At 73.6% G+C, this 20,156-nt stretch carries 17 protein-coding genes and 1 pseudogene; 8 read left to right on the top strand and 10 right to left on the bottom strand.

Going from position 1 to position 20,156, the window contains the following annotated elements; all coding sequences use genetic code 11:
• Positions 1–84: 84 nt before the first annotated feature.
• The 6 genes from ABT245_RS33000 to ABT245_RS32975 all read left to right on the top strand — a co-directional run bounded on the left by ABT245_RS33000 (position 85) and on the right by ABT245_RS32975 (position 6,781).
• Positions 85–2,535: a SpoIIE family protein phosphatase gene (locus ABT245_RS33000; RefSeq protein WP_351740816.1), complete on the top strand. Its 2,451-nt coding sequence runs from the start codon at positions 85–87 to the stop codon at positions 2,533–2,535.
• An 80-nt stretch (positions 2,536–2,615) separates the two neighbouring features.
• Positions 2,616–2,885, top strand: coding sequence for a hypothetical protein (locus tag ABT245_RS32995; RefSeq protein WP_351740813.1), 270 nt, complete (start codon positions 2,616–2,618; stop codon positions 2,883–2,885).
• Positions 2,886–3,037: 152 nt separating this feature from the next.
• The gene (locus ABT245_RS32990; RefSeq protein ID WP_351740810.1) at positions 3,038–4,105 is read left to right on the top strand and encodes a glucose-1-phosphate thymidylyltransferase; all 1,068 of its coding nucleotides are present in this window, start codon (positions 3,038–3,040) and stop codon (positions 4,103–4,105) included.
• A complete protein-coding gene (gene rfbB, locus ABT245_RS32985) occupies positions 4,102–5,073 on the top strand; it encodes a dTDP-glucose 4,6-dehydratase (RefSeq protein ID WP_351740807.1) in 972 nt (323 codons plus the stop codon). The genes ABT245_RS32990 and rfbB overlap by 4 nt, the downstream gene beginning before the upstream one ends.
• Positions 5,070–5,981 carry a dTDP-4-dehydrorhamnose reductase gene (gene rfbD, locus ABT245_RS32980; protein WP_351740804.1) on the top strand — a complete coding sequence of 304 codons (912 nt, stop codon included), beginning with the start codon at positions 5,070–5,072 and terminating at the stop codon, positions 5,979–5,981. The genes rfbB and rfbD overlap by 4 nt, the downstream gene beginning before the upstream one ends.
• The gene (locus ABT245_RS32975; RefSeq protein WP_351740801.1) at positions 5,978–6,781 is read left to right on the top strand and encodes a class I SAM-dependent methyltransferase; all 804 of its coding nucleotides are present in this window, start codon (positions 5,978–5,980) and stop codon (positions 6,779–6,781) included. The genes rfbD and ABT245_RS32975 overlap by 4 nt, the downstream gene beginning before the upstream one ends.
• On the opposite strand, the gene rfbC is transcribed toward ABT245_RS32975, so the two are convergent.
• The 3 genes and pseudogenes from rfbC to ABT245_RS32960 form a co-directional block, all read right to left on the bottom strand.
• A complete protein-coding gene (gene rfbC / locus ABT245_RS32970; protein WP_502982244.1) occupies positions 6,771–7,370 on the bottom strand; it encodes a dTDP-4-dehydrorhamnose 3,5-epimerase in 600 nt (199 codons plus the stop codon). The two genes, ABT245_RS32975 and rfbC, sit on opposite strands and share 11 nt — an antisense overlap.
• 13 nt (positions 7,371–7,383) lie before the next feature.
• Positions 7,384–9,363 (bottom strand): glycosyltransferase family 2 protein, encoded by a 1,980-nt coding sequence (locus ABT245_RS32965; RefSeq protein WP_351740796.1) that lies wholly within the window; start codon positions 9,361–9,363, stop codon positions 7,384–7,386.
• 134 nt (positions 9,364–9,497) lie between these two features.
• Positions 9,498–9,629, bottom strand: a pseudogene (locus ABT245_RS32960) (hydrolase); the annotation flags it as partial.
• 17 nt (positions 9,630–9,646) lie between these two features.
• On the opposite strand from ABT245_RS32960, the gene ABT245_RS32955 reads away from it, so the two are divergent.
• Positions 9,647–10,141 (top strand): metallophosphoesterase family protein, encoded by a 495-nt coding sequence (locus ABT245_RS32955; protein ID WP_351740793.1) that lies wholly within the window; start codon positions 9,647–9,649, stop codon positions 10,139–10,141.
• A gap of 105 nt (positions 10,142–10,246) precedes the next feature.
• On the opposite strand, the gene ABT245_RS32950 is transcribed toward ABT245_RS32955, so the two are convergent.
• From ABT245_RS32950 to ABT245_RS32920, 7 genes are read right to left on the bottom strand one after another with little or no spacing between them, the layout of a single operon-like run.
• Complete coding sequence (locus ABT245_RS32950; protein WP_351740791.1) at positions 10,247–10,852, bottom strand: SRPBCC family protein; 606 nt, start codon at positions 10,850–10,852, stop codon at positions 10,247–10,249.
• 16 nt (positions 10,853–10,868) lie between these two features.
• Positions 10,869–11,975, bottom strand: a complete 1,107-nt coding sequence (locus tag ABT245_RS32945; protein WP_351740788.1) for an XdhC family protein — start codon at positions 11,973–11,975, stop codon at positions 10,869–10,871.
• Positions 11,968–13,179, bottom strand: coding sequence for a vWA domain-containing protein (locus ABT245_RS32940; protein ID WP_351740785.1), 1,212 nt, complete (start codon positions 13,177–13,179; stop codon positions 11,968–11,970). Before ABT245_RS32940 ends, ABT245_RS32945 begins: the two co-directional genes overlap by 8 nt.
• Positions 13,176–14,060 carry an AAA family ATPase gene (locus tag ABT245_RS32935; protein WP_351740782.1) on the bottom strand — a complete coding sequence of 295 codons (885 nt, stop codon included), beginning with the start codon at positions 14,058–14,060 and terminating at the stop codon, positions 13,176–13,178. The genes ABT245_RS32940 and ABT245_RS32935 overlap by 4 nt, the downstream gene beginning before the upstream one ends.
• Positions 14,061–14,075: 15 nt before the next feature.
• Positions 14,076–14,930, bottom strand: a complete 855-nt coding sequence (locus ABT245_RS32930) for an FAD binding domain-containing protein (protein WP_351740779.1) — start codon at positions 14,928–14,930, stop codon at positions 14,076–14,078.
• Positions 14,927–17,308, bottom strand: coding sequence for a xanthine dehydrogenase family protein molybdopterin-binding subunit (locus ABT245_RS32925; protein ID WP_351740777.1), 2,382 nt, complete (start codon positions 17,306–17,308; stop codon positions 14,927–14,929). Before ABT245_RS32925 ends, ABT245_RS32930 begins: the two co-directional genes overlap by 4 nt.
• Positions 17,305–17,808: a (2Fe-2S)-binding protein gene (locus ABT245_RS32920; RefSeq protein ID WP_351740774.1), complete on the bottom strand. Its 504-nt coding sequence runs from the start codon at positions 17,806–17,808 to the stop codon at positions 17,305–17,307. The genes ABT245_RS32925 and ABT245_RS32920 overlap by 4 nt, the downstream gene beginning before the upstream one ends.
• A 255-nt stretch (positions 17,809–18,063) precedes the next feature.
• Here ABT245_RS32920 and ABT245_RS32915 point away from each other — a divergent pair, with 255 nt between their 5' ends.
• Positions 18,064–20,064, top strand: coding sequence for a GTP-binding protein (locus ABT245_RS32915; RefSeq protein WP_351740771.1), 2,001 nt, complete (start codon positions 18,064–18,066; stop codon positions 20,062–20,064).
• The last annotated feature ends 92 nt before the right edge of the window (positions 20,065–20,156 follow it).

Here is a 20,156-nt window from a genome sequence, read left to right as displayed (position 1 = left end):
TTCGACGCGATCCACGCTCACCCGCGCGACGTCGCCGCCGCTGGGCGGTCACAGGGGCTGCGCGGACGCCCCATAAGCGCTGTAATGGCGGACGTGGTCAGTGAGGGCGCTGCGGTACGCAAGACGAGGACGGAACGTGCCGAAGCCGCCCTCGAAGCGCTCGCCGCCGACCCCCGCACCGCCGACCGGCCCCGCCGCGTCCTGGAACAGGCCCTCGTCCTCGCCGGCGCGGCCTTCGCCGGCCTGTACACCCTCGGTGACGACGGCACCCTGCTCAGCCTCACCGAGTCGGCGGGACTGCCGCGCACCCTGTACGGACTGCGCGACGGCTATCCCGTCCCCGGCCGCTCCCCGGCCGCCGAGGCGCACCGCACCGGAGACCCGCAGTGGCTCGGCCCCAAGGAACTGGCCGGCTCGCCCAGGGCGCGCCGCACCCCGTCATCGGACTTCTGCGTGGCCGCACTCCCGGTGCACGGCGGCGACGGCGTGCTGCTCGCCGTGACCGACAACCCCGACGGCTTCGACGGCGAGGACCGCGCCTGTCTCGCCCTCGTCGCCGGCGCGGTCCCGCTGCCGGACGCGGCCCGGCCCGAGGAGACCGGCGAACTGCCCGCTGACGCGTTCAGCCTGGCCATGGACACCGGCCGTATCGAGATCGGCGAGCGGATCCTGGAGCTGTTCCGTATCGGCCGCGGCACGTTCGACGGCAAGGTGGAGACGCTGCTCGGCCTGACCGTGCCCGAGGACCTGCCCTCGCTCATGTCCGTCGTCGAGGCCGACCATATGTCGCTCGGCGAACGCGAGCTGGAGTTCCGCGTCCTGCAGCCCTCCGGCCCGCCGAAGTGGCTGCGGCTGCGCGGCCGGCTGCAGCCCGGCGGCGACGGCCGCCCGGCCCGGCTCGTCGGCACCGTCGCGGACGCCTCCACGCTCCGCTCCGACGTCACCGATGTGGCCCGCGTACAGCGCCTGGCCGCGTCCCTCGCCACCGCGGGCACCGTCAAGGACGTCAGCCAGGCCGTAGTGGCCGCCCTGCGCAAACCGCTCCGGGCCGACCGGATCGCCCTCGCCGAGCTGGAGAACGACCGGCTCGTGGTCATCGTCCTCGACCCGCCCGAACCGGAGACCTGGCCCGAGCTGTGGCGTACCGAGTGGCGCACCGAGTGGCCCGACGCCCCGGTGCGCTCCATGCCCACCCTCGCCGCGGCCCTGCGCGAGGGCCGCGCCCGGATCTGGCCGGCGGGCAGCGCCCTGGAGCCGGCCCTCGCCGGGGTCGGGTCCGGCGGCCTGGCCGTGCTGCCGCTGTCCGCCGCCGGCCGCACGGTCGGCGCCTGCCTGATCGGCTGGGACCGCCCCCACGACTTCGGCCCCGACGAGCGCGCCCTGCTCACCGTTTCGGCGGGCCTGGCCGGCCAGGCCCTGATGCGCGCCCGCGCCTTCGACGCGGAGCACGAACTGGTCGGCATGCTGCAACGCGCCCTGCTGCCGCGCCGGCTGCCCCGGCTGCCCGGCGGGGTCGCCGTCGCCCGCTATCTGCCCCCCACCGCGGGCCTGGAGGTCGGCGGCGACTGGTACGACGTGATCCCGCTGCCCGACAACCACGTCGCCCTCGTCATCGGCGACGTCCAGGGCCACAACGCGGGCGCCGCCACCCTCATGGGCCAGATGCGCACCGCGCTGCGCGCCTACGCCGCCGAGGGCCACCCGCCGGACGTGGTCGTCTCGCACGCCAACCGGCTCCTGATGGAGATGGAGACGGACCTCTTCGCCACCTGCGCCTATGTCGACGTCGACATGGAGGAGGGCTCGGCCTGGTGCGTACGGGCCGGTCACCTGCCGCCCGTGCTGCGTCACCCGGACGCCGGCACACAGGTCGTGGAGGTCGCGGGCGGGCCCCCGCTCGGCGTGCTGCCCCAGGCCGACTTCCCGATGACCGAGCTGCGGCTGCGGCCCGGCACCCTGCTCGCGCTGACCACCGACGGCCTCGTCGAGTCCGCCGAGGAGGACATCGACGCCGGCCTCAGCCGGCTGGCCCGCGAGCTGGCCGCCGCCGACCCCGCCCGTCCGGGCCAGGTCGCCGACGCCCTGCTCGGCGGCGCCCACCGCGGCGACGACGTGGCGCTGCTGCTCCTGCGCTACGACGGCATGGCCGTACGCCCGCGACGGGAGAGCTGGACCGTGTGGCGGGTGCCCGAGGCGGTGCGGCACGCCCGCCGCTTCACCCGGCGCACCCTGCGTTCCTGGGAAGTGCCCGACGACACCTGGGACGCCGTGCTGCTCGTCGTCTCCGAACTGGTCACCAACGCGCTCGTGCACACCGACGGCCAGGTGCGCCTCGACCTCACGCTGGTCAACCACCGCTTCCGCGTCGCCGTCGCCGATGTCTCCCCGCGCACCCCCGTCAAACCCACCAGCCTCGGCTGGGAGGCCACCGGCGGCCGGGGCATCCTGCTCGTGGAGGCCATGTCGGCGGCGTGGGGGACGGTACCGGCGGGCGGCGGCAAGCAGGTGTGGGCCGAGCTGGCGCTCGGCGACTGACCGCCACACGGGTACCGGTGCGGGCCCCGCCCGGCAGGTCGCGGTGGCACGGCGCGCGAGCCGTGCCTAGGGTCCATGCCGTGTCGCACACCTTCGAAGAACTCGTCGCCAAGCAGCGCGCGGCCGACGCCGCCCACACCCAGGTACAGGAACTGCGGGACACCTACGGCCCCCCGGCCCAGGCCCAGTTGACCGCCGCCCAGGCGGACACCTACGAGACCGCCGTACGGGCCTGGCGGGACCTGGCCCGGGACCTGCAGACCGCGCTGCGCGAGTACGCCCGCGACGAGGGCCGGTCCCTGACCGACGTCGAGACCCAGGTGCAGCGGAACGCGATCGAACCGGAGTAGAACCGACACCGTCGCCCCGGTGTCGAGAACCCTGCGCCCAGTCGGATGCCACCCCCCGGAAAGGTTTCGGTAGTACCGAGGACGTACCGTCGTAACCGACCGGTAAGACAAACGAAGGCCCGATCGGGACGATCACCTATAGGGTGTGGCAGATGAAGGCACTGGTGCTCTCCGGCGGCGCCGGTACACGGCTGCGTCCGATCACGCACACATCGGCGAAACAGCTCGTGCCGGTGGCCAACAAACCCGTGCTGTTCTACGGGCTGGAGTCCATCGCGGCGGCCGGGATCACCGAGGTCGGGATGATCGTCGGCGACACCGCCGCGGAGATCGAGGCGGCGGTCGGCGACGGCTCGGCGTTCGGCCTGAAGGTGACGTACATACCCCAGGAGCGGCCCCTGGGACTGGCCCACGCGGTGCTGATCGCGCGGGACTTCCTCGGGGACGACGACTTCGTGATGTATCTCGGCGACAACTTCGTGGTCGGCGGCATCAGCGATCTCGTCGAGGAGTTCCGGGTGCACCGCCCCGACGCCCAGATCCTGCTCACCCACGTGCCCGACCCGCGCTCCTTCGGCGTCGCCGAACTCGACGCGTCGGGCAGGGTGGTGGGCCTTGAGGAGAAGCCGCGGCATCCCAAGAGCGACCTGGCGCTGGTCGGGGTGTATCTGTTCAGCCCCGCGGTGCACAAGGCCGTACGCGCCGTGCAGCCGTCCCGGCGCGGCGAGTTGGAGATCACCGACGCCATCCAGCACCTCATCGACACCCACGCCGACGTGCGCTCCACGCTCGTCGAGGGCTACTGGAAGGACACCGGCAACGTAGGCGACATGCTGGAGGTCAACCGGACCGTCCTGGAGTCGGTGCAGCGGCGCATCGACGGCGAGGTGGACGAGCGGTCCGAGACCGTCGGCCGGGTGGTGGTCGAGCGGGGCGCGCGCATACACAACTCGCGGATCGTCGGCCCCGCCGTCATCGGGGCCGGGACCGTCGTCCGCGACTCCTACGTCGGGCCCTTCACCTCCGTCGCGGAGAACTGCCGGATCACCGGCAGCGAACTGGAGTTCTCCATCGTGCTGCGGGACTCGTCCATCAATGGGGTGGGCCGGATCGAGTCCTCGCTGATCGGCCGGCATGTCGAGGTGACCCCGACGGCCAAGGTGCCCAGTGCCCACCGCCTCGTCCTCGGAGACCACAGCAAGGTGCAGATCCGCTCATGAATCTCCTCGTCACCGGCGCCGCCGGGTTCATAGGTTCCGCGTACGTCCGCGCGCTCCTCGCCGCCGACGCCCCGCACGCGCCCCGGATCACGGTGCTCGACAAGCTCACCTACGCCGGCACGCTGACCAACCTGCCCGCCGGCCACCCCCGCCTCGACTTCGTGCACGGCGACATCCGCGACGCCGGTCTGGTCGACAAACTGATGACGGACGCCGACCAGGTCGTGCACTTCGCCGCCGAATCGCACGTGGACCGGTCGATCGACGCGGCGGGCGAGTTCGTGCTCACCAACGTGGTCGGCACGCAGACACTGCTGGACGCGGCCCTGCGCCACGGCGTCGGCCCGTTCGTGCACATCTCCACCGACGAGGTCTACGGCTCCATCGAGTCCGGCTCCTGGCCCGAGACCCACCCGCTGGCCCCCAACTCGCCCTACTCCGCCTCCAAGGCGTCCGCCGACCTGCTCGCCCTCGCCTACCACCGCACCCACGGCCTCGACGTCCGGGTCACCCGCTGTTCCAACAACTACGGCCCGCACCAGTTCCCGGAGAAGGTCGTCCCGCTGTTCGTCACCAACCTGCTGGACGGCCTCAGGGTCCCGCTGTACGGGGACGGGCGCAACGTCCGTGACTGGCTGCACGTCGACGACCACTGCCGGGGCATCGAACTGGTCCGCGCGAAGGGCCGCCCCGGCGAGGTCTACAACATCGGCGGCGGTACCGAGTTGAGCAACCGGGACCTCACCTCCCTGCTGCTGGAGTCCTGCGGCGCCGACTGGGACCGGGTCGACCACGTTCCCGACCGCAAGGGCCACGATCTGCGCTACTCGGTCGACTGGAGCAAGGCCCGCGACGAATTGGGCTACCGTCCGCGGCGCGACTTCGCCACCGCCCTCGCCGAGACCGTCGCCTGGTACCGCGACCACCGCGTCTGGTGGCAGCCGCTCAAAGAGCGGGGCGCGCGATGAGGTGGCTGGTCACCGGGGCGGGCGGCATGCTCGGCCGGGACACCGTCGAGGAACTGCTCCGCCGCGGCGCGCAGGTGCGGGGCCTTGACCGCGCGGCACTCGACATCACCGAACCCGACTCGGTACGGCGGGCCTTCGAGGAGCACCGCCCGGACGTGGTCGTCAACTGCGCCGCGTACACCGCGGTCGACGCCGCCGAGACGGACGAGGCCAGGGCGCTCGCCGTCAACGGCGACGGGCCGCGGCTGCTCGCCCGCGCCTGCGCCGCCCGGGGCGCCCGCCTGGTGCACATCTCCACCGACTACGTCTTCGACGGCGAGAGCGCCCCGGATCCGGCCCGGCCGGGGGCCGGCGCCCGCACGCCCTACCCCGAGGACCACCCGCCGGGCCCGCGCACCGCCTACGGCCGCACCAAGCTCGCCGGCGAGCGTGCGGTGCTCGGCGAACTCCCGGGCGCCGCCGTCGTCGTCCGCACGGCCTGGCTGTACGGCGTCCACGGGCCCAGCTTCGTGCGCACCATGCTGGAGCTGGAGGCCCGCCGCGACACCGTGGACGTGGTCGACGACCAGCGTGGCCAGCCGACCTGGAGCGCGGATGTGGCCGCCCGGATCGCGGACCTCGGCGCCCGGCTCACCCCGGGCGGCGGCCCGCACGGAGTGTTCCACGCCACCAGTTCCGGCGAGGCCAGCTGGCACGAACTGGCCCGGGAGGTGTTCGCGCTGGCGGGCGCTGACCCGGACCGGGTGTGCCCGGTCGGCAGCGCCGCCTTCCCGCGTCCCGCGCCCCGGCCCGCCTACAGCGCCCTCGGGCACGGCCGGTGGCGGGAGATCGGCCTGGCACCGCCGCGCGACTGGCGGGCCGCCCTGCACGAAGCACTGCCCCACATCCGCGAGGAGATGTCCCAGTGAAACGGCATGAGTTCCTACGGGAACTGCACAAGGTCACCGCGAACCGCAACTACCTGGAGATCGGCGTCAACGACGGCCGCAGCCTGACGCTGTCCCGGGTGCCGAGCATCGCGATCGACCCCGCGTTCAAGGTGGTCACGGAGATCCGCTGCGACGTCCACCTCGCCAAGGCGACCAGCGACGACTTCTTCGCCCGGGAGAACCCGCTCGCGCATCTGCGGGGCGGCCGGCATCCGCTGCGCAACATCGCCCGCAACCGCAGCCCGCTCGGGTACTGGCGGCGCACCACCCTCGATCTGTCGTTCATCGACGGCATGCACCTGTTCGAGTACGCGCTGCGCGACTTCATGAACATCGAGCGGCACTCGGACTGGGCCGGCGTGATCGTCTTCGACGACATGCTGCCGCGCACCGTGGACGAGGCGGCCCGGGACCGGCACACCGACGCCTGGACCGGCGACGTCTACAAGCTCGTGGAGATCCTGGGCCGCCACCGCCCCGACCTCGTGACCGTCCTCGTCGACACCGCTCCCACCGGTCAGCTCCTGGTCTTCGGGGCCGACCCGTCCGACACGGTACTGAGGGACAGGTACGACGAGATCGTCGCCGAGTTCGAGGTGCCCGATCCGCAGAAGGTGCCCGAGTCGATCCTGGACCGCACCACGGCGGTGCGGCCCGAGGCGCTGCTGTCGGCCGGCTTCTGGGGGCCGCTGGCGGCGGCCCGCAACCGCGGCACCAAGCGGTCCCGCGGCTGGGAGCCGCTGCGCCGTGCGGTGGCGCAGTACGGCGTCAGCCGCTGAGCCGCCGGGAGCGCAGCCGCTCGTAGTGGGCGGAGCAGTCCGCGTACATGGGCAGCACACCGGACCGCTCCGCCTCGGCCAGTGTGGGGGCCGCGGCGTCCTTCTCGGACAGCACCGGTTCGATGCCCCGCGGCCACTCGATGCCCAGCTTCGGGTCCAGCGGGTGCACCGCGTGCTCACGCCTGGGCGCATAGCCGGTCGAGCACAGGTACAGCACCGTGGCGTCGTCGGTGAGTGCCATGAACGCGTGGCCGAGCCCCTCGGCGAGGAAGACCGCGTGCCGGTTGTCCTCGTCCAGCCGCAGCGCCTCCCACCGGCCGTAGGTCGGCGAGCCGACGCGGATGTCCACGACCACGTCGAGCACGGCCCCGCGCACACAGGTCAGGTACTTGGCCTGGCCGGGCGGCACGTCGGCGAAGTGCACCCCGCGCAGCACGCCCCGCCGGGACACCGAGCAGTTGGCCTGCGCGAGGCTCAGGTCGTAGCCGGTGGCCTCGCGGAACTCCTCGCCCCGGAACCACTCGTGGAAGCTGCCCCGGTGGTCCGGGAAGACCTTGGGCTCAAGCACCCAGGCGTCCGAAATCTCCATTGCCCGCACTGCGTCATCCCTTCCGTGCCGTTGCCCGCGATGCCCCCGCCCGCGATGCCGTCCCCCGCAGCGCGGCGCCCAGGACCCGCCGCGCCCGGCGTACCAGCCGGCGCACCGGTCCCGCCGCGGCGGGACGGCTCAGCAGGGCGCCGCCGTGGCGGCCGGGCCGCAGGACGAGCGGCAGCGGCAGGAAGCGGGGCGCCTCGGCCCGCGGGACGAGGCACACCTCCAGCCGCCACGCGGCCCCGCGCAACTCGTGCAGGGGCACCCCGGCCTCCAGCAGCGAGCGGGTGCCGTCGGCCGGGGTGAGCGTCCCGGTCCGCTGCTGCCGCTCGCCGGTCGCGGCGTTGGTCAGCCGCACCAGGACGGCGATGCGGTCGGGGACGTACAGGGGCAGCGCGGCGCTCAGCGGATGGGTGTCGGAGACCGCGGCGTCCTCGGGTGTCAGCCGGCCGAGGCCGAGCGCCTTGCCCGCCCGGTCGACGTCCAGGGAGAGGTTGTCGTGCTGCTTGGTCCAGTACGGCAGCACCACGCGGTCCGCGACGACTCCGGCCGGCGGCGCGGGGCGGTCGGGCCCGCTGACCGGGCCCAGCCGGCACTCCTTGGTCCAGCCGCCGAGGCCGAACCGTACATACGCGTCCCACAGGCCGGCGTGCAGCGCGGTGCCGCCCGCCGCGCTGCCGGGGTCCACGGTGGCCGTCGCACGCAGCACCAGCCGGACGCGTCCGTCGCCGGCCGGGACCCGTTCGCGGGTGACCTCCACCGGCTGGAAGAACGAGGCGGAGCTGGCACGGTCGCGCAGGACGAGGTCGACGGTCGCCTTCTCGAAGCCGTCGACGGCGTCCGCGCCCAGCCAGGCCACCGCCTGGGCCAGGTCCCGGGGCGGCCCGGCCGCGGGGGTGCCTTCCCCGCCGACGGGGAAGGTCAGCGGCTCGCCGCCGTGCTGGTACTCGGCGCGGAAGGAGACCCGCAGCGTGCCGTCGTGCCACTCGACATCGGTCGGTACGGCCCTCGGGCCGACCCCGGCCTCCCACTCGGCCTGCGCTACCAGGTCGTCGTACCGGTCGTCCCTGATCAGCGCGGCGACGATGCGCTGGCCCGGGCGCAGGCCGGGGGCGACCCCCGGGCCGAACCGTTCCACGACCACCTCGTGCATCTCCCGGAACAGCTGCCGCCGGTAGTCGTCCGGGAGGCCGAGCAGGCGCCGGCCGCTCATCCGGTCGACGATCTCGACGCGCAGCCAGCGGCGCAGCAGCCGGTCGCGCAGCGGACCCGGCTCGGTGTACCGCTCGACCACGTCCAGGGCCTCGCGGAGGTTCTTGAAGTAGCCGACCGGTTCGAAGGGCTGGAAACCGGCGTTCGAGGCGTCGCCCCGCTTCACGTGGTAGTAGCAGACGTAGTCGCTGAGCACGGAGACGTTGTCCGCGCGCAGATACGCCTCCGTGACGAAGACGTGGTCCTCCAGACGGCGCCGGCCCTCGGGGAAGCGCAGTCCGGTGCGCTCCAGGAAGGCGCGTCTGACCATCTTGTGCGGGGTGAGGCTGTCGATGAGCGGGGCGTTGTCGACGGTGGCGCGCGGGTGGTTGCGCCGGAACAGCTCCACCGGGACCGGCCGGCCCTTGCCGGCCATCTTGCCCACGATCACGTCGGCCTTGTTCGCCACCCCGTACGCGTACATCCGCTCCAGGGCCTCGTCACCGAGGTAGTCGTCGTTGTCGACGAACATCACGAACTCACCGCTGGACGCGGCGATCCCCACGTTGCGGGGCTTGCCCGACCAGCCGGAGTTCGGCTGGTGGATGACCGTGATCTGCGGGTGTTCGGCGGCCAGCTCGTCCAGTCTGGCCGGGGTGGCGTCGGTGGAGCCGTCGTCGACGAAGATCACTTCGTACGCGTCGTCGGGCAGCGACTGCCGCAGCAACGAGGCGACGCAGTCCTCGATGTACGGCCCGGGGTTGTAGACGGGGACGATGACACTGACCTTGACCGGCATCCGGTTTCCAAGCCCCCTTAGCTCGCTTTCCGTTGCCTTGGTGGCACGGCACGCGTTGCCGAATGTTAACGCGGCCGCCGGTGGGGGCGGCGACCGCCCCGGATCAGGGGCCGGGCCGGGGCCGGGGGCCGGGGTCAGCCGTGGGTCTTGGCCAGGAGCTGGAGGATCTCCTGCGTCGTGCCCGTCTCACCGAGCCGCGGGAAGATCCGCTCGACGCTGTTCGTGTGCGCCTCGGGTGTGAGGTCGGCGACGGCGTCCGTGGCAGCTGCCCTACGCTGACCCTGTGCGCCTGCTCCTCATGTCCGACACCCATCTGCCCCGGCGCGCCCACCGGCTGCCGGAGCCGCTGCTCGCCGAACTCCCGCACGCCGACGTGGTGTTCCACGCCGGTGACTGGGTCGACACCGCCACCCTGGACCTGCTGGAGAGCCGCAGCCGGCGGCTGGTCGCGGTGTACGGCAACAACGACGGACCCGAGCTGCGCGCCCGCCTCCCCGAAGTGGCCCGCGCCGAACTCGGCGGCCTGCGCTTCGGCGTCGTCCACGAGACCGGGCCCGCCGCGGGCCGCGAGGCGCGCTGCGCCGCCCGCTTCCCCGACCTGGACGTGCTGGTCTTCGGCCACAGCCACATCCCCTGGGACAGCACGGCCCAGACCGGCCTGCGGCTGCTCAACCCCGGCTCACCCACCGACCGCCGCCGTCAGCCCCACTGCACGTACCTCACGGCGACCCTGACCGGCGCCGCACTCACGGACGTGACCCTCCACCCGCTGCGGTAGCGCTCCGCTGGTTGGGCCGCGCTGTGCTGTTGTCGGTTGGCTGCGGGTGTGTCGTGGTTGCTCGCGCCGTTCCCCGCGCCCCTTTGGGGCGCTCTCGTGCGGGGGTCAGCGGTGGCGCCTGGATCGCAGGCATCTGCGCACGCCTGCGTACGCCAGTACGAGTACGCCCAGTGCCGCCGCCACGGCCGCCGCCCGTTTGGCCACCGGGATTCCGGCCGTGCGGACCAGGTCCAGTGGTTCCGGCGCCGCCGGTGCCGGTGCCTCGGGCCGCTCGCCGAGCCGTTCGGCCAGACACTGCGCGAACTGCCCCACCAGCCGGTCACCGACCTCCGCGAGCACCCCACGGCCGAACTGCGCAGGCCGCCCGGTCACCGTCAGATCGGTGTCCACCGCCACCGCCGTGCCGCCGTCGCGCCCGCTGAGCGTGCCGGTGACGGTGGCCCGGGCCGTGCCCTGCCCCCGGGTCTCCCGGCCGCTCGCCACCAGCACCATCCGGTGCGCCGTCCCGTCCTTCTCCTCGAAGACGGCGGTGCCCCGGTAGGCCACGGTGACCGGGCCGACCTTGACCTTCACCGCGCCGGTCACCGTCGTGCCGTCGTACTCCTCCACCGTCGCACCCGGCAGACACGGCGCGATGCGCTCGATGTCGAGGAGCGCGTGCCAGGCGTCGTCGACCGGGACGGGGACGGTGAACTCGTGGTGCAGCTCCATGACTTCCTCCTCGCACTCAGCGGGTGCCCGCCGGATGGATGGCCCCGGCGGTCGCGGTGAGGGGCACGCCGCTGCCGCCCCACCGCAGCGCGACGATCTCGGCGGCGACGGACACGGCGACCTCCTCGGGCGTACGGGCCCCGAGGTCGAGCCCGAGCGGCGAGCGCAGCCGGGCCAGCTCCCGCGCGCCGACCCCGGCCTCGGCCAGCCGCTTCCTGCGCTCGTCGTGGGTACGGCGGCTGCCCATCGCCCCGATGTACGCGGCCGGCCGGCGCAGCGCCTCCTCCAGCAGCGGCACGTCGAACTTCGGATCGTGGGTGAGCACACAGATCACCGTCCGCTCGTCGGTGTCGGTGCCGCTCAGATAGCGGTGCGGCCAGTCCACGACGACCTCCACGGCCGCCGGGAACCGCTTCGGCGTGGCGAAGACCGGGCGGGCGTCGCACACGGTGACCCGGTAGCCGAGGAAGTCGCCGATACGGGCAACCGCCGCCGCGTAGTCGATCGCGCCGAAGACCAGCATCCGGGGCGGCGGCGCGAACGAGTGCAGGAACACGGTGACGGCGTCCTCGCGGCGCTCGCCGTGCCGGCCGTAGTGCCTAGACCCGGTGGCGCCGAGGGCCAGTTCGCCACGCGCGTCCGCGGTGACCGCCGCGTCCAGGCCGGATGTGCCGAGGGTGCCGGCCACCGCCCCGGGCCACACCGCGAGCGCGGCGCCGCGCGGGGCCGGCCCGTCGACCACCGTGGCCACCGTCACGGGTTCGCCGCGCGCGACCGACGCGGCGACGGCCCCGAAGACCGGATCGGCCGCGGGCGTCACGGGCCGCACCAGCAGGGTGATCTCACCGCCGCAGGTGAGACCGACCGCGAACGCGTCCTCGTCGCTGTAGCCGAAGGTCTCGAGGCGGGCCTCGCCGCTCGCTGCGACCTCCTGCGCCAGTTCGAAGACGGCGCCCTCCACACAGCCGCCGGACACGCTGCCCACGACCTCGTCGCCGGGTCCGACCGCCATGGCAGCGCCGGGCCCGCGCGGCGCGCTGCGGCTGACCGCCACGACCGTGGCGAGCCCGAACGGGACGCCCGCCGCGTACCAGCGCTCCAGGGCCGGAAGAATCTCACGCACGCTTTGCTCCTCTCCGTCCGGCGGCCTCGGCCGGATCGTCCGCGGCCGCCCCGCGCACCACGGCCGCCAGCCGCTCCAGCGCCGCAAGGCTGTGCCCCTCGACGAAGGTGTCCACACTCGGCAGGGCCGCCGCCATCCCCCCGGCCAGCGGCACGTAACCGGGGCGCGCCTTGCGGGGGTTGGCCCAGATCACCCGGTGCGCCAGCGCGTGCAGCCGCCGCATCTGCGCCCCGAGCAGCCGGGGATCGCCGCGCTCCCAGCCGTCCGAGAGCAGCACGACGACCGCGCCGCGCGCCATGCCGCGCTGCCCCCAGCGGTTCAGGAACTCGCGCAGCAGCACGCCGAGCCGGGTGCCGCCGCGCCAGTCGGGCACGGCCGCCGTGAGCGCCGCCATCGCCAGGTCGGGGTCGCGGTGGCCGAGTTCGCGGGTCACCCGGGTCAGCCGGGTGCCGATGGTGAACACCTCCGTCGGCGCCCGCCGGGCCGCCGCGTGCGCGAACCGCAGCAGCGCGTCGGCGTACGGCGCCATCGAACCGCTCACATCGACCAGCAGCACCACCCGGCGCGGCCGGCGCACCCGCGCGTGCCGGCGCAGCAGCGCGGGCTCCCCGCCGCGCCGCAGCAGCTCCCGCACGGTCCGGCGCGGGTCGACGGCGCCGTGCCGGGCCGGCCGGCGGCGCGCGGACAGCCGGGTCTGCCCGTGCGGCGCGAACGCGGCCAGCAGCCGGTTGAGCTGGGCGCGTTCGGCGGCGTCCAGATCGCCGAGGTCGCGGTGGCGCAGCACCTCGGCGGAGCTGGCGAACGCCAGGGCGGGCGGCCCCGGCGGCTCGCCGTCGTCCGTCGCGCGGGCGCCGGGCGCGGCGTCCCGCACGGCGAGCCGGGTCCGGGTCCGGGGCGGCGCGGCGGCGCGGGCCGGGGGCGGCGCGGAGCCGTCGGCCGGCCCGAAATAGGCGGCGAACACCCGCTCGTACCGCTCCAGGTCGTCCCGCCCGCCGCACAGCGTGGCCCGGCCCGCCGTGTGCACATCCGCACGCACCCCGGGCCGCAGGACGTCGACCGCGCGCAGGAAGGCGTACAGCCGCTCGGTGCTCGCGTCGACCCCCGCGGCCCGCAGCGCGCGCACGAAGCCCAGCAGCACCGTGTCGGGCCCCGCGGGCCCGTCCGCCCACCGCCCGTCGGCCGCTGCGCGTTGGCTGTCCGTCATGGCGCTCGCGCTCCCCGGGCCGACAGCACCGCCGTGAGGTCGAGTCCACGCGCCCGCTCCGTGTCCTCCCGGTACTTCAGCACCGAGCCCAGTGTGGCCACCGCCAGCTCCGCGTCGACCTCGCTCGCCCCGAGGGCGTCCAGGGCCTGCGCCCAGTCGATCGTCTCGGCCACGCCCGGCGGCTTGAGCAGATCGGCGCCCCGCAGCGCCTGCACCAGGGCGGTCACCTGCTCGGCCAGCCGCTCGGCGACCCCCGGCAGCCGGCGGCGCACGATGGCCAGTTCGCGGGCGAAGGAGGGATGGTCGAACCAGTGGTACAGGCACCGCCGCTTCAGCGCGTCGTGCACCTCCCGGGTCCGGTTCGAGGTCAGCACCACGACCGGCGGTACCTCGGCGCGCAGCGTGCCCAGCTCCGGAACGGTCACCGAGTACTCGGACAGCAGCTCCAGCAGGAAGGCCTCGAACTCGTCGTCGGCCCGGTCGATCTCGTCGACCAGGAGCACCGAAGGCCAGGTCTGCAACGCCCGCAGCAGCGGCCGGGCGATCAGGAACCGCCGGTCGTACAGCTCGCTCTCCAGCCGGTCGGCGTCGGTGACCCCGGCCGCCTCGGCGGCCCGCAGATGCAGCAGCTGACGCGGGAAGTCCCAGTCGTACAGGGCCTGCGCGGCGTCGATGCCCTCGTGGCACTGCAACCGGATCAGCGGGGCGTCCAGCGCCTCGGCGAGGGCGGCGGCGAGCGCGGTCTTGCCGACGCCCGCGTCTCCCTCGCAGAACAGCGGACGGTGCAGTCTCAGGGCCAGGAAGCAGGTGACGGCCAGCGCCTCGTCGACGAGGTACCCCGTCTCCTCCAGGCGGGCCCGTACCTGCTCCGGGTCGTCCATCCGGATGATCGGCGCTCACCTCGCTCCGGTGGCGGCCAGGACCGCCCGCCGGGTCAGCACCTCCGCGAGGTGCGCCCGGTACTCGGGGGACGCCGACACGTCCTGGGCGGGCCGGGTGCCCTCGGTGGCCCGCTCGGCGGCCCGGGCGACGGCGTCCGGATCCGCGGCGCCGGCCAGGGCACGCTCGGCGGCCACCGCCCGCAGCGGGGTGCTGCCCATGTTGGTGAGCCCGATGCGGGCCTCGGCGATCCGGCCGTCGTCCCGGCGCACCAGGGCCGCCACGCCGACGATCGCCCAGGACTGGGCGACCCGGTGGAACTTCTCGTAGCGGAAGTCCCAGCCGTCCGTCTTCGGCACCCGCACCTCCACCAGCAGTTCGTCGGGGGCCAGCGCGGACTGGAAGTAGTCCACGAAGAAGTCGCCCGCCGCGATGGTGCGCCGCCCGTCCGGGCCGGCGGCGACCAGCTCGCCGCCCAGCGCCAGCAGCACCGCGGGCAGATCACCGGCCGGGTCGGCGTGCGCCAGCGAGCCGCCGAGGGTGCCCCGGTGCCGTACGGCGGGATCGGCGACGGTCCGCGTCGCCGCCGCGAGCAGTCCCGCGTGCCGGCCGATCAGCGGGTCGTGGATCATGTCGTGGTGGCTGGTCAGCGCGCCGATGACGAGACTGTCGCCGTCCTCGCGGACCCCGCGCAGCTCCGGGATCCGGCCGATGTCCACGACGAGTTCGGGAAAGGCCAGCCTGAGGCGCAGCAGCGGCAGCAGGCTCTGCCCGCCGGCCAGCACCTTCGCCTCGTCGCCCGCCTCCGCGAGCGCGCGCACCGCCTCGTCGACGCTGTGCGGACGGGTGTACTCGAACGCGGGGGGAATCATGCCTCGGTCTCCTTCCCGGCGGTGGCCGACCGCACGGCCCGCCAGACCCGCTCCGGTGTGCAGGGCATCCGCACGTCGTGCACGCCGAACGGCCTGAGCGCGTCCACGACCGCGTTGACCACGGCGGGTGTCGAGGCGATGGTGCCCGCCTCGCCGACTCCCTTGACGCCCAGGGCGTTCGACGCGGCCGGTGTCTCCGTGCGGTCGGTCACGAAGTCCGGCAGGTCCGGAGCGGACGGCACCAGATAGTCCGCCATGGTGCCGGAGACCAGGTTGCCCTCGTCGTCGTAGACGGCCTCCTCGTACAGGGCCTGCGCGATGCCCTGCGCGAGCCCGCCGTGCACCTGCCCCTCGACGATCATCGGGTTGACCACCCGGCCGACGTCGTCCACGCAGACGTAGGACCGGATACGGGTCGCCCCGGTCTCTGTGTCGACCTCGACCGCGCACAGATGGGTGCCGTGCGGGTAGGAGAAGTTCTCCGGGTCGACCAGGTACTCGGCGTTGATGGTCGGCTCCATGCCGTCGGGCAGGTCGTGCGAGGAGAACGTCTCGAAGGCGATCTCCTGAATGGTCCTGCGCGCCTCCGGGGAGCCCTTCACGGAGAACACGCCGTCCGTGAAGTCCAGGTCCTGCTCGCTCGCCTCCAGCAGGTGCGCGGCCACCTTCCGGGCCTTGTCCACCACCTTGACCGCCGCCCGGTGGACGGCCTCGCCGCCGACCACCAGCGACCGCGAGCCATAGGTGTCCATGCCCTGCGGCGCGGACCGGGTGTCGCCGTGCACCACCTCGACGTCCTCGAACGGCACACCGAGCACGTCGGCGGCGATCTGGCTCCAGCAGGTCGCGTGGCCCTGCCCGTGCGGGCTGGTGCCGGTGACCACCTCGACCTTGCCGGTGGGCAGCATGCGGATGCTCGCCGCCTCCCAGCCGCCGGCCCCGTACCTGAGGTCGCGCAGCACCCGGCTCGGCGCGAGGCCGCACATCTCGGTGAAGGTGGACACGCCGATGCCGAGACGTACGGTGTCGCCGCGCGCGTTGCGTTCGCGCTGCTCGGCGCGCAGGTCGTCGTAGCCGAACAGGGCGAGGGCCTTGTCCGTCGCGGCCTCGTAGTCCCCGCTGTCGTAGGTGAGCCCGGCGATGGTGGTGTACGGGAACTCCTCGTGCCGGATCCAGTTGCGGCGCCGCAGCTCCACCGGGTCGAGGCCCAGCTCCGCGGCCAGCTCGTCCATGATCCGCTCGATGGCGAACGTCGCCTCCGGGCGCCCGGCACCGCGGTAGGCGTCGGTGGGTGTCCGGGTGGTGAACACGCCCGTGCAGCTGAACTCGTAGGAGTCCATCTTGTAGATCGCCGGGTACATGAAGGCGCCGAGGATCGGGATGCCCGGGGTGACGAGCATCAGATAGGCACCCATGTCGGCGATCAGGTCCACCTTGAGGCCGAGCAGCCTGCCCTCCTGGGTGGCGGCCACCTCGATGTCCTGGATCATGCCGCGGCCGTGGTGGGTGGCCAGATAGCCCTCGGAGCGGGACTCGGTCCACTTCACCGGGCGGCCCAGCCTGCGGGCGACGGCCAGGGCGATGGCCTCCTCGCCGTACACCTGGAGCTTGGAACCGAAGCCGCCGCCCACGTCCGGGGCGATCACACGCAGCTTGTGCTCGGGCACGCCGGTGACGGTCGCCAGCATGATCCGCAGGATGTGCGGGATCTGGGTCGCCGAGTAGACCGTGTACTCGCCGGAGGCGGCGAGCGGGGTGACGACGACCGCGCGGGGCTCCATCGCGTTGGGGATCAGGCGCTGCTGGTGGTAGCGGCGGCGCAGGGTGACCTCGGCGCGCTCGCGGACCGCGGCGAAACTCTCGCCGGTCGCCAGCGGCCACACATAGCTGCGGTTGGTGCCCTTGTCGGAGTGGACCAGCGGGGCGTCGTCCGCGAGCGCGGCCTCCAGGTCGAGGACCGGCTCCAGCGGCTCGTAGTCGACCTCGATCGCCTCCAGCGCGTCGGCCGCCGCGTACCGGTCGCGGGCCACCACCACGGCGACCGGGTCACCGGCGTAGCGGACCTCGTCCACCGCGATCGGCGGGTGGTCGGGCAGCACGATGTCCTCGGTCACCGGCCAGGCGCACGGCAGCGAGCCCAGCCCGTCGGCGAGGTCGGCGCCGCTGAACGCCGCGATAACACCGGGCCGGTCGAGCGCCGGGGAGACATCGACCCGCCCGATGCGCGCGTGCGCCATCGGACTGCGCAGCACCGCGAGGTGCAGCAGGCCGGGGACCTGGATGTTGTCGGTCCAATTGGTCTGGCCGGTGATCAGCCGGGCGTCCTCCTTGCGCAGCCGGGAGCGGCCGACCTCGCGTGCTACGGCCTGATCGGTCATGCCGAGACCTCCTGAGCGCTCTGCTGCCCGGACCCGGTGGGCTGCTGTCCGGAGGCGGCGAGCACCGCGCGGACGATGTTCTGGTAGCCGGTGCAGCGGCACAGGTTGCCCTCCAGGGCCTCGCGTACCTCGTCCGGGCCGGGGCGCGGGTTCTCGCGCAGCAGGTCCCGGGCCGCCATGATCATGCCTGGGGTGCAGTAGCCGCACTGGAGCGCGTGCCGCTCGTGGAAGGCGCGCTGCAACGCCGTCAGCTGCCCGTCGCGGGCCAGGCCCTGCACGGTGGTCACCTCGGACCCGTCGGCCTGGACGGCCAGCACCGAGCAGCTCTTGACGGTCGCCCCGTCCAGGTCGACCGTGCAGGCCCCGCAGTTCGAGGTGTCGCAGCCGATCGGGGTGCCGGTCAGGCCGAGCCGGTCGCGCAGGTAGTGGGCGAGCAGAAGACGGGGCTCCACGTCGTCCTCGTAGAGCGTGCCGTCCACCTTCACCTTGATATGGGTCATGTGCCCTCCAGACCGTGCGGACATGAGCGAGGGATATCAGCGACCTGACGTGATGTACGTCACTCTAAGACCGAGGTGTGGCCGCGGCGAGCGCTGCGCGGGCGCCGCGTGCCGGGCGTTAATCCGTTGCGGCCCGAGTGCGGGTGCTGCTGCACTGCACCGGACCAGTCGTCACACAGAGAGGACCGACGATGCGCGCTGCGTGCATGTCCCCCCAGGAAGGAACCCCACCCATGCCGAAGGACATCACGCTCAGTGCATCTGCTCAATCTCGGAATCCTCGCGCACGTAGACGCCGGTAAGACCAGCCTGACCGAACGGCTGCTGCACTCCGTCGGAGTGATCGACGAGGTCGGCAGCGTCGACGCCGGCAGCACCCGGACGGACACGCTCGCGCTGGAACGGCAGCGCGGCATCACCATCAAGGCGGCCGTCGTCTCCTTCCCGCTCGACGGCGTGACCGTCAACCTCATCGACACACCCGGCCACCCCGACTTCATCGCCGAGGTGGAACGGGTCCTCGGCGTGCTCGACGGCGCCGTCCTGGTCGTCTCGGCCGTCGAGGGCGTCCAGGCGCAGACCAGGGTGCTGATGCGGACCCTGCGGCGGCTGCGCATCCCCACGCTGGTCTTCGTGAACAAGATCGACCGGCGCGGTGCGGGCGAGGACGAGGTGCTGCGGGCGATGGCCCGCCGGCTCACCCCGGCGCTCGTGCCGATGGGCACCGCCACCGGCCTCGGCACCCGCGGCGCCCGCTTCGTCCCCGGGCTCGGCCCGGGCGCGCTCGACGTCCTCGCCGACCAGGACGACGACCTGCTCGCCGCCTACGTGCACGGCTCCGTCGCGCCCGCCCGGCTGCGCGCCGCGCTCGCCGTCCAGACCCGGCGGGCCCGCGTCCACCCGGTCTACTTCGGCTCGGCCGTCACCGGAGCCGGCGTTACCGACCTGCTCGGCGGCATCGAGGAACTGCTGCCCGCCGCCGCGGGCGATCCGGACGGGCCGCTGTCGGCGACGGTGTTCAAGGTCGACCGGGGCCCGGCGGGGGAGAAGGTCGCCTACGCGCGGGTCTTCACCGGCACCTTGCGCACCCGCGACCGGATCCTGTTCGGGGACGGCCCGCAGGAGGGGAAGGTCACCGCGGTCAGCGTCTTCGACCGCGGCACCGACGTCCGGCAGGAGAGCGTCGGCGCGGGCCGGATCGGCAGGCTGTGGGGCCTCGGCGGCATCAGGATCGGGGACACGATCCGCGGGGCCGCGGGCACCGGCGAGTGCGCGGACGTGGCGCGCTCCGCGTACCGGCAGCACTTCGCGCCGCCGACGCTGGAGACCGTCGTCGTCCCGGGCCCGCACGCGGACCGGCGGGCGCTGCACATCGCGCTCACCCAACTCGCCGAACACGACCCGCTGATCGGCGTGCGCCACGACGAGAGGCGGCAGGAGACCTCCGTCTCCCTCTACGGCGAGGTGCAGAAGGAGGTGATCCAGGCGACCCTCGCCGACGAGTACGGTCTCGACGTCACCTTCCGGGAGACGACGGTCATCTGCGTCGAGCGCCCGGTGGGCGGCGGTGCGGCCGTCGAGTTCAACAAGAAGGACGGGAACCCGTTCCTGGCGACCGTCGGCCTGCGGGTCGACGCCGCCCCGGTGGGCTCGGGCGTCGACTTCCGGCTGGCGGTGGAGCTGGGCTCGATGCCGTACGCCTTCTTCAAGGCCGTCGAGGACACCGTGCGCGACACCCTCGGGCAGGGGCTGCACGGCTGGCGGGTCACCGACTGCGCGGTGACCATGACCCACAGCGGGTACTCGCCCCGGCAGAGCCACGCCCACCAGGGCTTCGACAAGAGCATGTCCAGCACCGGCGCGGACTTCCGCGCTCTCACCCCGCTCGTCCTGACCGAGGCGCTGCGGCGCGCGGGCACCCGGGTGTACGAACCGATGCACCGCTTCCGCATCGAGGCCCCGGCGGACACCCTGGGCACCCTGCTGCCGGTGCTCGCGCGGCTCGCCGCGGTACCGCAGAGCACCGGGACGCATGGCTCGGTGTGCGTGCTGGAGGGCGCGGTGCCCGCCGCCCGGGTGCACGGTCTCGACCGGCGGCTGCCCGGACTGACCCGGGGCGAGGGCGAGTTGGAGACCGCCTTCGACCACTGGGCCCCGGTCACCCGCGGCACGGTCCCCGAGCGTCCGCGCACCGACCACAACCCGCTGAACCGGAAGGAGTACCTGCTGAACGTCACCAAACGGCTGGGCGGCTGAGCCCCGCCGACCACACGGCCCCGGCGGCCCGCTCCACGCGGGCTGCCCCCCGCCCGCCGGGAGCGTGTTCGCCCGACCGACCGGGCAGAGGC

It is taken from the genome of Streptomyces sp. NPDC001508 (assembly GCF_040298665.1).
Lineage (GTDB): Bacteria > Actinomycetota > Actinomycetes > Streptomycetales > Streptomycetaceae > Streptomyces.
This window is presented reverse-complemented; position numbering and strand designations above follow the sequence as displayed.

Excerpts from the sequence above, each read along its gene's own strand:
- ABT245_RS32930 (WP_351740779.1), bottom strand. The coding sequence starts at position 14,930 with ATGATTCCCCCCGCGTTCGAGTACACCCGTCCGCACAGCGTCGACGAG.
- rfbB (WP_351740807.1), top strand. The coding sequence starts at position 4,102 with ATGAATCTCCTCGTCACCGGCGCCGCCGGGTTCATAGGTTCCGCGTAC.
- ABT245_RS32965 (WP_351740796.1), bottom strand. The coding sequence starts at position 9,363 with ATGCCGGTCAAGGTCAGTGTCATCGTCCCCGTCTACAACCCCGGGCCG.
- rfbC (WP_502982244.1), bottom strand. The coding sequence starts at position 7,370 with ATGGAGATTTCGGACGCCTGGGTGCTTGAGCCCAAGGTCTTCCCGGAC.
- ABT245_RS32935 (WP_351740782.1), bottom strand. The coding sequence starts at position 14,060 with ATGGACGACCCGGAGCAGGTACGGGCCCGCCTGGAGGAGACGGGGTAC.
- ABT245_RS33000 (WP_351740816.1), top strand. The coding sequence starts at position 85 with ATGGCGGACGTGGTCAGTGAGGGCGCTGCGGTACGCAAGACGAGGACG.
- ABT245_RS32990 (WP_351740810.1), top strand. The coding sequence starts at position 3,038 with ATGAAGGCACTGGTGCTCTCCGGCGGCGCCGGTACACGGCTGCGTCCG.
- ABT245_RS32940 (WP_351740785.1), bottom strand. The coding sequence starts at position 13,179 with ATGACGGACAGCCAACGCGCAGCGGCCGACGGGCGGTGGGCGGACGGG.
- ABT245_RS32920 (WP_351740774.1), bottom strand. The coding sequence starts at position 17,808 with ATGACCCATATCAAGGTGAAGGTGGACGGCACGCTCTACGAGGACGAC.
- ABT245_RS32950 (WP_351740791.1), bottom strand. The coding sequence starts at position 10,852 with ATGGAGCTGCACCACGAGTTCACCGTCCCCGTCCCGGTCGACGACGCC.
- rfbD (WP_351740804.1), top strand. The coding sequence starts at position 5,070 with ATGAGGTGGCTGGTCACCGGGGCGGGCGGCATGCTCGGCCGGGACACC.
- ABT245_RS32925 (WP_351740777.1), bottom strand. The coding sequence starts at position 17,308 with ATGACCGATCAGGCCGTAGCACGCGAGGTCGGCCGCTCCCGGCTGCGC.